We start from the raw sequence: 14,617 nt of genomic DNA, 5'->3' as shown, positions 1-14,617 counted from the left end.
CTAGCTAGCCAAACAAAAGACCCGCGACCGGATGGTCGCGGGTCTTTTGTTTGGTATTGCCGACTACTTCGCGGAGAGGACTCGGTTCAGTTCCGCAAACAGGTCGTGGTTCAGCACGAACGCAGCCTTCACCTCGTCGACGATGCGAGCACGCTCGTCAGGGGTGAGTCCATCGCCGATGGTGTCGAGCTTGCGGCGGTACTCATCCTTGTACGGCTTGTTCTTCTCGATGAGGTCAAACTTGTAGAGCGCCACGCCCTGGCCGCCAAGCTCAAACGTGCGATCGAGGATGGCACCGATGGCCTGACCGCCGGAGAGGTCGCCGAGGTAGCGGGTGTAGTGGTGAGCCACCAGTAGCCCACCCCACGACTTCGCGTCCGCAATCCGAGCGGCATAGGCCTCTGCGGCCTCCGACGACACCGGCGTCAGGTCGACGCCAGCACGCTCGGCCCAGTGGGCCAAGTCGGCGTCGATGGTTCCGACGCGTTCCAGCGCAATGTCATGAATTTGCCGTACTTGCGGGTCGTCGGCGAGTTCGCGGGATGCTTCCTCAAGTGCGGCATACACGATGCGCAGGCGCTGCAAATACTCTAGGTATCCAGCCGCATCGATGCGGCCACCGAGCAGGTCTTCGACGAACTTCGAGTTCTCGGCCTGCTCGTGCTCAAGCTGGGACCCCTGCTTCATCTGCACCGATAGCTGTGCGTTCGACGCGACATCGGTCGGCGTAGTGGTTGCCATGGAGGGATCCCTTTCGGAAAAGCATAAGTTTAGGCAAGCCTAAAATAACAAACAGGGCCGTCGGGGTGCTACCTGGGTGCGCTCAATTGCCCAGATTGGTGCTTCGTCAAGGTTTCACCTCGCTAGAGCCTCCATAACAAGACCAGACCGCCGCCGATCGGGGTGATCGGCGGCGGCCTGGCTGTTTGGTGCGGCGAAGGGAAGTGGTGGCGCCGTCTCCCTACCGTGAATGACGTGGGGCGTCACCTGAACCCTGGCCGGGAGGCGGATTCTGGCCGGGAGGCGGGTACTGCCCGGGGGCGTACTGGCCCGGAGGCAAGTTGCCGGGAGGTGGGTACTCGCCCGGTGCCGGCTGCGGCGTTGGGAACCCGCCGGTCGGCGGCCCCTGCGGGGGAGTGAAGCCCTGGTAGGGCTGCTGCTGACCGTAGTGCTGGCCGCCCTGCTGCGGTGCTTGCTGCTGTGGCGAAGGCTGCTGCGGTGAAGACTGGTGGGGTGCTTGCTGCTCCGCCTGCGGCGGAATCGTCATGGTGTGGGTGCGGTCGCCGTAGCCCGGGGCTCCCGGATCATCGACAAACTGCTGAACCTGTGGCTGAGCGGCACGCTCGGCCGCTTCCTTAGCGGACTTCTCTTCAGCTTCCTTCTCGGCAGCTTCCGCATCTTCGCGGGCCTTGGCTTCGGGAGCAAGAGCATTGCGGATTTGGGTCAGGAGAACGACCTCGCGATCCGGATCCTCATCCGCATCCTCGCCGATTCCGCGCAATTCCTGAAGCTTGTTGTACGGCACGATAATCAGGAAGTACACAACCGCAGCAACGATGACGAAGTTAATAAAGGCCGAGATCACGGCGCCGAAATCGAGGAAAGTCGAGGCGTCGCCCGACTTTGCTTCGAATCCGAAACCACAGATCTGCGCGGCCTGCGGCGGTGCATCCGCCGCTGCCGGTGCCCCGCCACAGTCACCACTGGGAATGGTCGCGATAAGGGGGTTGATGATTTTGTCGGTGAAGGCGGTGACGATGGCCGTGAATGCCGCGCCGATGATCACGGCGGTGGCCAGTTCGACTACATTGCCCCGCAGTAAGAATTCTTTAAAGCCTTTAAGCACTCGAGTCCCCTCCGATTTGGTTGTGCCTATTGCTAGTTGGTGAGTCTAAACCACTAATCGAGCATCTGCGTGGGTTAACACTGCGGGCGGGTTCGATTAGTGCAGGACGAGTGCTAGCGCGGTCCCCAAACCGGTCGCCGCAACATTTTGTGCTGATTGCCGGTCCATTGCCAACAGGATTGGCGCGGACACCGAAGTTGGCGATCTGCCAGGCTCCGGCAAAGGGGCGACGGCGACCACCGCGGCCCGTGCCAAAACTGTCGATTCGGCATCCACCACATCAACAAGATCGCCCTGTCGAACCAATTGGAGGACTGACTCATCGGCTGGGCGCACCGGGACCAGTCGCGCATCGGGGTTACCAGTCAGTGCCGCCGGAAGATGTGAGGTCAGTAGGCGTGAAGCGGTGAGGATTTCGCCGCTTCGGATAGCTCCGGTAACGCGTTGTCCGACAGCCTGATCCACCGCTGAAAACGCTCCGGGCGGGACGGTATCGACGACGACTGACTTTGTGGTGATGTCGTCGTGGGTGATTACCGACCCCGGCCGCAAATCAACAGCAGCAACCACAAGCGGAACGGACGTCGGATTGTGTTGTGACACCACCGCCGACGCAATTGCGGCGATCACCAAGGCGACCGCAATGAGACGCCGCACACGAACTGATCGGAAGTGTCCGTTTGCGGCAAAAGCGCGAAGTTGCGACAAGAGGGTTGGGTGCAGGGAAGTGGCGTGATCGAAGATTCTCATACCCCACAATCGGTGGGTTCTCGCTGGTGTCGGGGCAGAATCTCACGGTTGTGGACGGATCAACCTTTGTGCACCCGATTTCCACAGGTTGGCGTCTGAGAGAATCGTCTTATGGACGACGACATTGACCAGAGCAAGCCGCCGACCGACTCCGGAGACAGTCCCGACCACGTCCATATCGGTGGCTGGCGCGCATGGGTGAGCGGTGATGTGCACGCGGGGGCAATCCTCCTCGCAGCCGCCGTTCTCGGATTTATCGTCGCGAACTCGCCGTGGCGCGAGGGGTATCAGTCCCTGCTCGACACCGTGATCGGGCCGGAATCCCTGCACCTGAATTTGACCGTCGCCCAGTGGGCATCCGACGGACTGTTGGCCATCTTCTTCTTCGTGGTCGGTATTGAACTCAAGCACGAATTCGTTGCCGGTAGCTTGCGTGATCCGCGGCGAGCCGGGGTACCCATTGCCGCGGCAGTGGGCGGCATGATTGCGCCAGCACTCATCTATGTGTCAATCGTGGCGTCGAACGATCCCGAGGCGCTGCGCGGTTGGGCCACGCCGACCGCCACCGATATTGCCTTCGCATTGGCGGTCTTCGCGGTGGTGGGAACGGGACTTCCGGTCGCGCTGCGCGTCTTTCTTATGACCCTCGCTGTGGTGGATGACTTGCTCGGCATCATCGTGATCGCCACGGTTTACACCGAGTCCATCGATTTTGGAATGCTCGCAGCGGGCCTCGCGTGCGTCGTCGTGTTTGCCTTCGCGGTGCGGGCGAAGCACGTCTACTGGTGGGTGCTGGTTCCGATGGCGCTGCTGGCCTGGGGCTTTGTTCACACGTCCGGTGTCCACGCGACGGTGGCCGGCGTCCTGCTTGGCTTTACCGTGCCCGCTTTCAGTCGGTTCGGGGAGCGGCACGCTCGAACGGTCACGATCGGCGAGGCGATAGCACCGGTGTCTGCGGGAATCGCGCTGCCGCTGTTCGCATTCTCGTCGGCCGGTGTCACGGTGATCGGGATCGGTCATATCGTGCAACCGGTCAGCATCGGGGTCTTCGCAGGTTTGGTGGTGGGCAAAGTGGTTGGCGTGATGGCCACGACCTTCATCGTCACCAAGCTGACCCCGCTGCGACTGGCCGACGGCATCACCTTGCGAAGCCTATTGCCGGTGTCCCTGCTGACCGGCATCGGCTTCACCGTGGCGCTGCTGATCGCGGAACTGTCGTTCTCGTCGAGTTCGGGGCTCCCCTCGGATCATCTACCCGCCGCGAAGGTTGGCATTCTTCTCGGATCGTTGGTTGCCGCCATTCTCGGTGGACTGCTGCTCCGATACGACGCCCGTCGCGCGCCCGAAGCCGACGACGAGATCCACGTGAAGTTGGACTAGCGCTTTCGCCAAGCAGCACTTGCCAGACCGCTCGCGGTTAGACGACCACTTCTTCCTTTTCCTTGGGTTGGTACGTTTCCCAGAACTTCGCTCCCTTGATGTTGAGCTTCACGGGATCGAAGACGGGATCCAAGCCCATCTGTTTCTGGGCCTCGTAGTCGCGCAGGCACTTGAATGCAGGCCCCTGCAAGATGAAGATTCCGACAATGTTGAGCCAGGCCATGGCGCCGACTCCGATATCGCCGAGGGCCCAGGCTTGCCCGGGGGTGGTGACGGCGCCGTACACGACGGCGATCAAGATTGTTGCCTGCAACAGCAACGTCACGTCGGCACCGATGGTGCTTCGAAGCGGGCGAACGTACGTCGTCGCGGCCTTACCCAACAGGAATCGGACGTTGGTCTCAGCCATGTAGTAGTAGGCGACGATGGTGGTAAAGCAGAAGAACGCCAACGATATCGCGACGAACGACGACCCCGCTCCGCTCCACAGCGTGTCGAATCCGACCTGTACATACGGCGCGCCTGGCGCGGCATGCGGTGCAATGACGCCGTCGAACAGCGGCGATTCGCGGATTACGCCGCCCTCGGGGGATTCATTTGAATACACCCGGTAGGCACCGGTCGACAAGATAAGGAAGCCAGTTGCCGAGCAGACGAACAGCGTATCGATGTAGACGGCGAATGCCTGGACCAGACCCTGCTTCGCCGGATGCGAGACCTCGGCGGCGGCCGCCGCGTGCGGCCCGGTGCCCTGGCCTGCCTCATTGGAGTAGATGCCGCGCTTGACGCCCCACATGATGGCCGAACCGAGAATCGCACCGAAGGCAGCGTCCGCACCAAAGGCGCTGGAGAAGACCAGGCGAATCGTATCCGGAACCTGGTCGTAGTTGATCGCCACGACAACCAGAGCCAAGCCGATGTAAAGGATGGCCATGAACGGCACGACCACCGCGGCGAAAGTCGCAATGCGCTTGACGCCGCCGATGATGACGAAGCCGAGAACCAGCATGGTGGCGACACCGAAAACCCACTTGTCGACGGAAGGCCACGCGGTGTGCATCGATTCAGCCATCGAGTTGGCCTGAATGCCCGGCATCAGAACACCGCAGGCGACGACTGTGACCGCGGCAAAAACCAGTCCGTAGACCTTGAACGCCTTCGATGCCCGGGTGTGCTTGAGCGCTTGGCTCAGGTAATAGGCGGGACCGCCGCGGTACTCGCCGGTGATCTGGTCTTTGGTTTTGTAGATCTGACCGAGTGTGCATTCCACAAACGACGTTGATGCGCCGAGGAAGGCGACCGTCCACATCCAGAACAGTGCACCGGGGCCACCGAAGGCAATGGCGGTTGCGACACCAACGATGTTGCCTGCACCCACGCGCCCGGCCAAGCTCATCGCCAGCGCCTGGAACGACGAGACGCCCGACTCCGATGACTGGCCGGTGAACATGAGCTTGATCATGTGACCAAAGTGTCTGACCTGCAGGAATCTGCTTCGGATTGAAAAGTACACGCCCGCAAAGATGCACAAGAACACCAGCGGGGGACTCCAAATAATGTTGTTCAGATCCCCGATGAAATCGCTCATTCGTTCCTCAACTGTCGAATATTTTGCACAACTGTGCCATGCGAAGGCTCCCGGAAACAGGTATTTTCGCGGTGTCGCGGCCTGTACTTTCGGTCAGTCTGTTGGCACTCGGAATGTTTGAGTGCCAAACACGGTTTACACTGGACGACGAGATCTACACCTTCGGAGGTTCCCGTGCCCACCTATAGCTACGCCTGCACCGTGTGCGACAACAAGTTCGACATCCAGCAGGCGTTCTCTGACGATTCGCTGACGCAGTGCCCGCAGTGCGATGGACGCCTGCGGAAGCTGTTCAATTCCGTCGGGATCGTCTTCAAGGGCAGCGGTTTCTATCGCACCGATTCCCGTTCGGGCGGTGGCTCCGTTGCCGCCGGGTCGAGCGAGGCCGGCTCAAGCTCCAGCGACTCGTCGTCGAGCGGTGGTTCGTCGAGCAGCTCGTCAAGCAAGGACTCGTCGAGCAGTTCGGCATCGAAGCCAGCGGCAGCCACTGCCGCTAGCTGATCTTCTCGAATCCGTTCCCGGGCGTCAGAACCCAATCCATGGGAACGTCGGTCGGCTCATGTGGGATGCCATCGTCGAGAAACTCCGCATCGTGCACGACGGCGACTACCGGGGCGTCAACCGCGGCGAGAGTGCGGTCGTAGTAGCCAGCGCCCCGGCCGAGTCGCACGCCCTTCCGGTCCGCGGCGACAGCGGGCACGATGACCAGCTTCGCCTGGTGTAGCGTGTCCGGATCCAGGCGGTACCCCAACGGCTCCAACAGCTTCCACCGACCTTCCGATAGGGACATTTCGCCGTGGTACTCGCCCCACTGCAAGCGAGTGGGGTCCCCCTCGGGAACGATCGGCAGCAGCACCCGTAACCCCTGGTCAACCAGGGCATCGAGCACGGCGGTTCCGCCCGGTTCTGCGCGCGTCGCGACATACGCTGCGACGATGTCACCGGGTTCCAAGTCGATCGGCAACTGATACATCCAGTTCGCCAGTTCGGCATTCGACTGTGCGAGGACAAACGGCGACATCTCGGCTCGGGCCTGCAGAATTCGTCGTCGCATCTGGGACTTTTCAGCTTTCATGACGCCCTTTCGGTGACTCGCATCCGATCCTGCCAGAAACGACCGATACTCTGAGGGCATGTCAGAGACCACCTCCCGCCCGACTGCCAGGCGCGCGTCCGAAGCGGTGCCGCCCATCCCGCACACCGCGGTTGTCCCTGCGGCCGGGCTCGGGACCAGGTTCCTGCCCGCCACCAAAACGGTGCCGAAAGAACTCCTCCCGGTCGTCGACACCCCCGGGATCGAACTCGTTGCCGAAGAGGCCAAATCTGCCGGTGCCGACCGACTCCTCGTGGTTACCTCGCCGGGCAAGGACGGGGTGGTTGCCCATTTCGTTGAGGACCTCGTCCTGGAACACACCCTCGCTGCGCGCGGTAAAGAGGCCATGCTCGCGAAGGTCAGGAATGCGCCGTCTCTCCTGGAGGTGGCTTCCGTCATCCAGGAAAAGCCCCTCGGGTTAGGCCATGCTGTGGGCTGCGTCGAAGCCGAACTGGGTGACGATGAAGACGCCATTGCCGTCTTGTTGCCCGACGACCTGGTAATTCCCGGTGGCACCCTGGGCCGAATGGCCATGGCCCGCGCGAAGCACGGGGGCAGTGTTCTGTGTGCCATCGAGGTGCCGGGCGAAGAAATTAGCGCGTACGGCGTCTTCGAGGTGGAAGACGTGCCCGACGATCCTGGCGTCAAGCGAGTCCGCGGCATGGTCGAGAAGCCTGCCGCCGCCGACGCGCCGTCGAATCTGGCCGCCGCCGGACGCTACATCTTGGACCGCAAGATCTTTGATGCGCTCCGGCAGATCACGCCGGGGCAAGGTGGAGAGCTACAGCTCACCGATGCCATTGCGCTCCTCATCGAATGGGGTGAGCCGGTCCACGTCGTCATCCACGAGGGCACTCGCCACGACCTTGGCAACCCCGGCGGCTACCTGAAAGCGGCGGTCGACTTCGCCCTCGACCGCGACGACTACGGTCCCGCGTTGCGGGCGTGGCTTATTGAGCGGCTCGCGAAAGACTGAGGCTCGACGGCTCAGACGGACCATCCGCCCTCCGCGCGCCTGCGCGGTCGGAAGCTATCGGCCCGATAACCTCGAACCGCACTCTTATGCCTAATTGCGCGGACCCCCGTGCATTCGAGACCACCAGGGGACGGTGAGGAGCTAATGCGCTCGGTCGAAGACCATTTGAGTCTCGTTACGGCCTCGGTGGTTGCGCCGCGGCCGGTGCAGGTCGCCATCTCGGAAGCCCAAGGGCTGCTGTGCGCGGAAGAAGTCGTTACGACCGAACCGCTTCCGGGATTCGATCAAGCAGCCATTGACGGGTACGCCGTGCGCGCTGTTGATGTGGCATTGGCTGGGGCCGATGCGCCCGACGACATGGACACCCTCGAAACGCACGGTGTTGAGGTCGCTGAACTCGATAACTCCGGCCGTCTCGTGGTTCACATGCCGGTGGTCGGAGATGTGACCGCCGGGTCGCGCACCCCCACCCGACTGCAGCCTGGTCAGGCCGTGCGTGTGGAAACGGGCGCGCCGATGCCGACGCTCGCCGACGCCGTGGTTCCCTTGCGCTGGACCGACGGTGGCGAATCGCGCGTGATGGTCGGACACGGTGTCGACAGTGGTGACTACGTTCGTCGGACCGGCGACGATGTGCGCCCCGGCGACGTCGCCGTCCGCGCCGGTTCCGTCATCGGGCCCGCGCAGGTGGGCCTGCTGGCCGCCGTTGGACGCTCGCGTGTCCTGGTCCATCCGCGACCCCGCGTATCTGTGATCGCAGTTGGCAATGAGCTTGTCGATATCGATCGCACGCCGGGTGCCGGCCAGATCTTCGATATCAACAGCTATTCACTCGCTGCCGCTGCCCGCGATGCCGGTGCTGACGTACATCGGGTCGGTATCGCCCAGCGTGACTCAGCCAAACTTCGTGAAGCCGTTGAAGCGCAGCTGATTCGGTCCGAGATTGTGGTGATCTGCGGTGCCATCGGCGGTGCCGCATCCGATGCCATCATCGACGCTGTCGCAGACTTGGGCGATCTCGACATTGGCCGCGTCGGCATGCACCCGGGCTCCGTGCAGGGGTTCGGGCGGCTCGGCAAGGACGAAATCCCGACGTTCCTGCTGCCTGCCAATCCGGTCAGTGCTCTCGTCACCTTTGAGGTGATGGTGCGACCGTTGATCCGCATCGCCCTCGGAAAGCGGCAACCGATGCGACGGACGGTCCAAGCGCGAACGATCGGACCGATCCTGTCTGTCGAAGGCCGGCGCGGCTATCTGCGTGGGCAACTGATGCGCGATGAACGCTCGGGCGATTACCTCGTCCAAGTAATCGGCGAATCCGAAACCGGAACGTCGCACCTGCTGGCCGAACTTGCCGAAGCCAACTGCCTCATCATGGTCGATGAAGACGTTGAAGAACTTCGGACCGGCGACCAGGTCGATGTGATGTTTTTGGCTCAGCGCGGCTGATCCTGGCCTCCGTGATGGGCAGATTGACCGACTATTTACAATCGACTCTGTGCTGAGGTGGTTAGCGGGGACCCCGCGTAGCCCCGGGTGGCCCGCAACTCTGGGGCCCGTTCGGGTCAAATCAGGTGTGGTGACGCTACGGCCCGTTCGCCTGAGGGACGGCCGTGACTGGTCACGCCTGCGAATCCAAAACCAGAACGAACTGATGCCGTGGGAACCGACCGCACAAGGTCCCTGGGCGGCCAGACACCACCCGAGTGCCTGGAACCAGATGTACGCGATTCTCAAATCTGAAGCGAAGCTCGGTGCCGTGCTGCCATTTGTGATCGAAGTCGACGGGCAGTACGCCGGCCAGTTGACGATCGGCAATGTGCAGCGCGGTGCCGTCCGCAGTGCGTGGATCGGATACTGGGTCGATTCGACCGTTACCGGCGGCGGTGTGGCGTCGGCGGCTGTTGCCCTGGGCGTCGATCACGCTTTTGGGCCCGTCGGCCTCCACCGACTGGAGGCAACAGTGCAACCGGAAAACCTAGCGTCACGGGCAGTTTTGGCGAAAGTTGGATTCCGTCAAGAAGGTCTACTGAAGCGGTACATGGACGTCAACTCCCGCTGGCGGGACCATCTCCTGGTCGCGTTCACAGTGGAAGAACTCCCGGGAAGCGCCGTCGAAGGCCTTATCCGCGCCGGGCGCGCTTTCGCGGTGTAGCGATCAAGCTGGTTTTGAAGCATGCCGTTGCGAACCACACAGTCCTGGAATACGCAGTCCTGATTGAACTCTGAGAATCCGCGATGCCGTCGGCGCGCCTGAGCCGTGTCGGGCGCACGGATTCCTAGGCTGTGGAATGGGCCCGTCTATCGCGGAATGAATGCCTGATCGCGGAGGGGACCACCGTATCGCGACTATCGGAAGGAGCTACGTGTTATGCCAACTTCAGTGCTGTGGGTAACCCTGATCGGAGTTTGGCTGTTCGTGCTCGTTCCGATGGTGTTGCGCGGTCGGCCTCAAGCGCGCAAGACAACCGACGCGGTCGCCCAGACCCGAGTGGTGCATCGTGGAGGCTCCGGTCGTACGGCATCGACCCGGACGGTCACGCGAGCGCGCGCCGCGCAACGGGCCGCTGCGAACGCTGACGAGCAGGCCCAAGCCGCCAAGCGCCGTGCCGAGGCGAAGCAGGCCGCCGAAAAAGCCGCTGCCGATCGGGCCGCTGACGAAGAGCTAGACGCCGAGGTTGACGAAACCGGAGTTGACGACGCCGGAGTTGACGAAATGGTGCTCGAAGACGCTGACATCGACGAGGCGGAGATCGAAGACGCTGAGGTCGATGATGCGGAGATCATCGATGTAGAGGTCGAGGTCGAGGAAACCGAGGTCGATGTGGTGTCGGCTGCTGAGCTAACCGACCAGATCCCGACGGTTGCGGCGCGCATCGTCGACCTTGATGCGGCGCAGGCCCAAGCCTCAGGCGACGATGTCGACCTTGAAGACAACGTCGCGGCAGATGGCCCCGCGGAAGGCGACCTCGTCGCCGACGATGACGCCGAGTACGACGACTTGGAAGATTTCGACGGCGAAGACGCCGAATACGAGGACGCCGAATACGAGGACACCGAGTACGAGGACGGGGACGAGTACGGCGAGGTTGACTACGAGGACGAGTACGAAGAATCCGCCGAATCGGCAGACGTCGACGAGGAGGACACCGAGGCGCCCCCCGCCCGGGAATTGCGCGGCCGCGGTGGCTACGGTCCAGAACGTCTCGCCGAACGTGAGCAGCTTCAATACCGCGAACGCCAGCGGATGGTGCTCGGACTAGCGGTCCTAACACTGCTCGCGGTCGTCAGTGCATTCATCATCCAGCCGTGGGGGATCATCGCCGCGGTGGTGATGGTCGCCGCTTCGGCAATGTACCTGTTCTTCTTGCGAAAGACGGTGCAGGCCGAGCATCTTCGTCAAGCCCAACGGGCAGCGAGACGCCGCCGACAGCAAGCGGAGGACAACCGACTACTGTCGCTGCAGTCAGAGCCGACGTATGTGGAACCGCCCGCCCGCTTGCGAAAGCCCGGCGGAGCGATCGTCCTCGAGATCGATGATGAAGATCCGGCATTTGATCACCTGCCGACATTTGATTTCGCCTACGCTGGCCGCAGTGACGCCCATGAGTACGGCGAGTACGTCGACCTCGACGATCGCCGGACCGCAGGCTAAAAAGGAAGTAGGTTGACCAGCATGAGCGACGATGATCAGTGGTATTTCGATACGTCCACCGGAGAGGTGACCCAGGGCAAGGTGGGGAATGTTTTCCACCGGATGGGCCCTTACCCGGATGAGGCAACTGCCCGACGCGCACTCGATATCGCCGCTGCGCGCAATGCGGCCGCTGACGCTGAGGACAGCGACGACTAACCGAACAAACGACAAGGCTACGGAGTGCGTCTGAGAGACGTGCTCCGTAGCCTTCGTTTTGGCGTAGTTAGACCCGCGCGACGGTAATCGCGTCAGGGTGCGCCACGATCCACTCGCGGCACATCTTGGCGGCCCGGCGCAGAGCGATGGTTTCGCCGAGGTATGAGGCGGGCGCGCCGATCAACGGAATCCAGCTGAGCATGCTGAGTATCCTCGGTGATCCGGGGCGTTCGTCGAGTGAGCGAGCGAGGCTCACCAAGGTGCGCCCAACCTGCCACAACTGCACCATGAACGACTTATCTTTCGTCTCGTCGAGCGGTTCGTCGGAGAACACGGACGCGCGGTTCGCGTCGACGGTTCGGCCAAACAGGATCGAGGCGAGCATCTCGACACCACCTTCGCGGGATGTGATGCCGTACTCGCGGCCCACGGCCCGCAGGACGAGGGCCTGGCTGGCGAACCCGAGGTAATCGCTCATCGGGAACTTCTTGGTCCAGGCGCCGAATACGCTGGGGAAGGCGACGCCTCCGGTTGTGACCAGCCCAATGCGCGAGACCCACCATTTGGCGCGGTCGTTCATGGGGAGTTTGTCCCACCCGGCGGTACCCGGCCAATCAAGCACGTTCAGCACCTTGGACGCGGAGTTGGCGGTGCGGTCGAGGCACCGGTTCGATGCGATCGTGGAGAAGGTCCGCGGCTTGAGTCCGAGGGGGTCGGCGACCGCGAGGACGTCGAGCATCGGATCGAGAGTTGCAACTGTTCGGTAGAGAATTCTAACGATGTCGGAGTCCTTGAGGGCCATGGGAAAACCCTACCTAGCTAACAGCCGTTGGGTTAATTGCCGTGGGCCATCTGCGGTTGGGCAATCTGTCGCAGCCCAACAACGCGAGGCCCCGCCGCTGGCTGCGGTCGGGGCCTCGCATCGCAAGAAGCTACTACTTGGTTGATTCCGAGGACGAAACGCTGTAGCTGCAATTTGCGGTAGCAGCGGGGCCCTTGCTTGTCTGCGTGTTCTTGACCTCGCCGTTGACGACGATCTCACAGGTGATGGCTTGGCCAGCGGCGGCGTCGAAGTCGTTGGTTGCGGTAAGCGATGCCAGCTTGCCGAAGCCGGTCAACGTCACATCCTTCTCCCACGGCAGTGCGGCGGCAGTGTCCTGAGCCATGTTGAAGTCTTTGTCGCTGTACGTGACCGATGCGGTCCCCTCACCGGTAACCCGGTAGGTGACGGTGGCAGTGCTGTTGCTTTCCTTATCGATCTCGTTGGCGACACCGCCCACGAGTGCTGCGCAACCGCCGATGATCGCGATGAAGACGACGATGATGGCACCGAGGACCCACGGCCAAATCTTCCGCTTCTTAGGCGGCTGCGGGTACGGCTGGTTGTAGGGATTGGGACCCTGAGGGAAGGGCTGCTGCGGGTTTGGCTGTTGGGGGTTTGGCTGCTGGGGGTTTGGGGGGCGTAGTCAAGGAGGCTCCTGCGGTAGGGAAGATGCCTGAGGCGTTCCGCCGAAACCTTCGCGGGTTCGGCGCTCTCTCAGTCGGGCATCTGAATTATATGGAGCGCCTCCGACAGTTCTTACTCCGCAAAGAGCTAAAAACACGTTCAGGCGACGGAAATCCTATCGCCTGAACGTGTGAATTAGGGACCGGCGAAATGCCAGTGAACTGCGCGTTTAGTAGCTGCGCGCGAACCCGAGAACGTTATTAACGTATTCCATCGAGTTGTTGTAGCGGAGGATGGCTCGCGTTTCGTCGCCCGGGTTCTTGAGGTTGAGCTTCTCATCGCACAGGTAGCGGGCCGTGGTGAGCGCGGCGTCGAAGACATTCTGTGGATCGACCTTGCCATCGCCATTGCCGTCCGCGGCATAGGCCTTCCATGTGGACGGAAGGAACTGCATTGGTCCGACGGCGCGGTCGTAGGTTGAGTCGCCGTCGAGTGTGCCGCCGTCAGTGTCGGTGATGACCTGATTTCCCGAGAGGCTGCCGTCCAGAACGGGGCCGAAGATTGGCGTGCGGAGACGGCCGTTCTTGTCGGCGTCGCCGGAATTGGCATGGTGCGATTCGACCCGGCCAATTCCCGCGATCAATCGCCAGTCAATGCCGCAGCGCGGTTGGGTCTTTGCCATTGTTTCTGCGGCGGACTTATAAGCGGTGAAGTTGATGCGCGGTACGGTGCCGGACTGTACGGATTTGGGCTCTGGGCGAATCGTGGTGTGTGCAACCAGTGCGCTCTGTGTCTGCTTCGACGCGGTCTTGGGTGCGGGGGCCTGCTGCTTCACCTGGACCACGTCGACGACGGTTGGGGCCGGCGCAGACACGTGACTGGTGCTGGGCGATGCGCTCAGCAGAATGCCGGTGAGGGGGACCAAGCCGGCGACCAGGACTGCGGACTTCGCCGTTGTGCGGTTGAGTTGCATGAAGTGGAAACCTTGGGGGAGAGGGTTCAGCCGCGTGGGCCGCTGTACTTCGAACGAAGGTATATGAATCCGTACCTTTGTCGTTATATAAGCGTTATAAAGCGGTCCCGATTGACGGATTCGGAAATCTATTTGCCCTGGTCATGGCCTATTTTGCGATGGTGATGTGAGTCGGGCCACGAATGGGTTGGCTTCCGCGATGGTGGCGCCGAGCGCGCACGTTGCCGCCGGGGTGTGCACGGAATGGTCGTCGGCCCGGAAAGCAAAAGCCAGGTCGGGAAAATTTCCGACCTGGCTTGTTGTACAGCTGCCCTGTTTTGTGGAGCTACGGGGAATCGAACCCCGGACCTTCTCATTGCGAACGAGACGCGCTACCAACTGCGCCATAGCCCCGGAACGTCGTACTGACGACCGTTATCGAGTGTAACAGGGGCGAAAACGCCGGCACGCGAACCCTTTGTGGGGCTCGCGTGCCGGCGTGGTGGTGCCGCGAGAATTACGCGCCGAAACCGAAGGTGATGGCGATGTGCAGGAGGTCGCCGCCGAAGACGGTGAAGTCGTTGAAGAACTGAGTGAGTGCCGGGAACATGTCATCTCTTTTCGGTGAAGGAGGCGCATCGTTTGATGCATGAAAATCGTTACACGCGGTTACGGGATTCGCGATCCGACGGGATGACATCACAGAAGGCGTGAAAGGTGTTGGCGGACACA

15 protein-coding genes and 1 tRNA gene are annotated in these 14,617 nt (G+C 62.1%); 7 read left to right on the top strand and 9 right to left on the bottom strand.

Annotated features, from left to right (window positions below; translation table 11 throughout):
• Positions 1 to 63: 63 nt before the first annotated feature.
• The 3 genes from WBA38_RS01575 to WBA38_RS01565 all read right to left on the bottom strand — a co-directional run bounded on the left by WBA38_RS01575 (position 64) and on the right by WBA38_RS01565 (position 2,503).
• Positions 64 to 741 (bottom strand): heme oxygenase (biliverdin-producing), encoded by a 678-nt coding sequence (locus WBA38_RS01575; RefSeq protein WP_424293079.1) that lies wholly within the window; start codon positions 739 to 741, stop codon positions 64 to 66.
• A 220-nt stretch (positions 742 to 961) separates the two neighbouring features.
• The gene (locus WBA38_RS01570; RefSeq protein WP_424321874.1) at positions 962 to 1,846 is read right to left on the bottom strand and encodes an MscL family protein; all 885 of its coding nucleotides are present in this window, start codon (positions 1,844 to 1,846) and stop codon (positions 962 to 964) included.
• A 96-nt stretch (positions 1,847 to 1,942) separates the two neighbouring features.
• On the bottom strand, positions 1,943 to 2,503 hold the full coding sequence (locus WBA38_RS01565) for an SAF domain-containing protein (protein WP_424321873.1): 561 nt from the start codon (positions 2,501 to 2,503) through the stop codon (positions 1,943 to 1,945).
• A 204-nt stretch (positions 2,504 to 2,707) separates the two neighbouring features.
• On the opposite strand from WBA38_RS01565, the gene nhaA reads away from it, so the two are divergent.
• Complete coding sequence (nhaA, locus tag WBA38_RS01560; protein ID WP_424295175.1) at positions 2,708 to 3,976, top strand: Na+/H+ antiporter NhaA; 1,269 nt, start codon at positions 2,708 to 2,710, stop codon at positions 3,974 to 3,976.
• 37 nt (positions 3,977 to 4,013) lie between these two features.
• Here the strand turns inward: nhaA and WBA38_RS01555 are convergent, their stop codons facing one another.
• Entirely contained in the window at positions 4,014 to 5,564 is a 1,551-nt protein-coding gene (locus tag WBA38_RS01555) for an alanine/glycine:cation symporter family protein (RefSeq protein ID WP_424321872.1), read from the bottom strand.
• 174 nt (positions 5,565 to 5,738) lie between these two features.
• Between WBA38_RS01555 and WBA38_RS01550 the strand changes: the two genes are divergently transcribed.
• The gene (locus WBA38_RS01550; protein ID WP_424295179.1) at positions 5,739 to 6,065 is read left to right on the top strand and encodes an FmdB family zinc ribbon protein; all 327 of its coding nucleotides are present in this window, start codon (positions 5,739 to 5,741) and stop codon (positions 6,063 to 6,065) included.
• On the opposite strand, the gene WBA38_RS01545 is transcribed toward WBA38_RS01550, so the two are convergent.
• Positions 6,058 to 6,639 carry a 5-formyltetrahydrofolate cyclo-ligase gene (locus WBA38_RS01545; RefSeq protein ID WP_424295181.1) on the bottom strand — a complete coding sequence of 194 codons (582 nt, stop codon included), beginning with the start codon at positions 6,637 to 6,639 and terminating at the stop codon, positions 6,058 to 6,060. The genes WBA38_RS01550 and WBA38_RS01545 overlap by 8 nt on opposite strands.
• A 58-nt stretch (positions 6,640 to 6,697) precedes the next feature.
• On the opposite strand from WBA38_RS01545, the gene WBA38_RS01540 reads away from it, so the two are divergent.
• The 5 genes from WBA38_RS01540 (at position 6,698) to WBA38_RS01520 (ending at position 11,486) form a co-directional block, all read left to right on the top strand.
• Positions 6,698 to 7,633: a UTP--glucose-1-phosphate uridylyltransferase gene (locus tag WBA38_RS01540; protein ID WP_424295183.1), complete on the top strand. Its 936-nt coding sequence runs from the start codon at positions 6,698 to 6,700 to the stop codon at positions 7,631 to 7,633.
• A gap of 144 nt (positions 7,634 to 7,777) precedes the next feature.
• On the top strand, positions 7,778 to 9,082 hold the full coding sequence (gene glp, locus WBA38_RS01535; protein ID WP_424295184.1) for a gephyrin-like molybdotransferase Glp: 1,305 nt from the start codon (positions 7,778 to 7,780) through the stop codon (positions 9,080 to 9,082).
• Between the two features lie 49 nt (positions 9,083 to 9,131).
• Positions 9,132 to 9,788 (top strand): GNAT family N-acetyltransferase, encoded by a 657-nt coding sequence (locus tag WBA38_RS01530; protein ID WP_424321871.1) that lies wholly within the window; start codon positions 9,132 to 9,134, stop codon positions 9,786 to 9,788.
• A gap of 216 nt (positions 9,789 to 10,004) precedes the next feature.
• Positions 10,005 to 11,288, top strand: a complete 1,284-nt coding sequence (gene glpR, locus WBA38_RS01525; protein WP_424295188.1) for a gephyrin-like molybdotransferase receptor GlpR — start codon at positions 10,005 to 10,007, stop codon at positions 11,286 to 11,288.
• 21 nt (positions 11,289 to 11,309) lie between these two features.
• A complete protein-coding gene (locus WBA38_RS01520) occupies positions 11,310 to 11,486 on the top strand; it encodes a hypothetical protein (protein ID WP_424295190.1) in 177 nt (58 codons plus the stop codon).
• Positions 11,487 to 11,553: 67 nt separating this feature from the next.
• On the opposite strand, the gene WBA38_RS01515 is transcribed toward WBA38_RS01520, so the two are convergent.
• The 4 genes from WBA38_RS01515 to WBA38_RS01500 form a co-directional block, all read right to left on the bottom strand.
• A complete protein-coding gene (locus tag WBA38_RS01515; RefSeq protein WP_424295192.1) occupies positions 11,554 to 12,288 on the bottom strand; it encodes a hypothetical protein in 735 nt (244 codons plus the stop codon).
• A 133-nt stretch (positions 12,289 to 12,421) separates the two neighbouring features.
• Complete coding sequence (locus tag WBA38_RS01510) at positions 12,422 to 12,766, bottom strand: MmpS family transport accessory protein (protein ID WP_424295195.1); 345 nt, start codon at positions 12,764 to 12,766, stop codon at positions 12,422 to 12,424.
• A gap of 396 nt (positions 12,767 to 13,162) precedes the next feature.
• Positions 13,163 to 13,906 carry a lytic transglycosylase domain-containing protein gene (locus WBA38_RS01505; RefSeq protein ID WP_424295196.1) on the bottom strand — a complete coding sequence of 248 codons (744 nt, stop codon included), beginning with the start codon at positions 13,904 to 13,906 and terminating at the stop codon, positions 13,163 to 13,165.
• A 320-nt stretch (positions 13,907 to 14,226) separates the two neighbouring features.
• A tRNA-Ala gene (locus tag WBA38_RS01500) sits at positions 14,227 to 14,299 on the bottom strand.
• Between the last annotated feature and the right edge of the window lie 318 nt (positions 14,300 to 14,617).

Source organism: Gordonia sp. (in: high G+C Gram-positive bacteria), from assembly GCF_049647785.1.
Lineage (GTDB): Bacteria > Actinomycetota > Actinomycetes > Mycobacteriales > Mycobacteriaceae > Gordonia.
The sequence above is the reverse complement of the archived record's forward strand: the minus strand, read 5'-3'. Positions and strand labels throughout refer to the sequence as shown.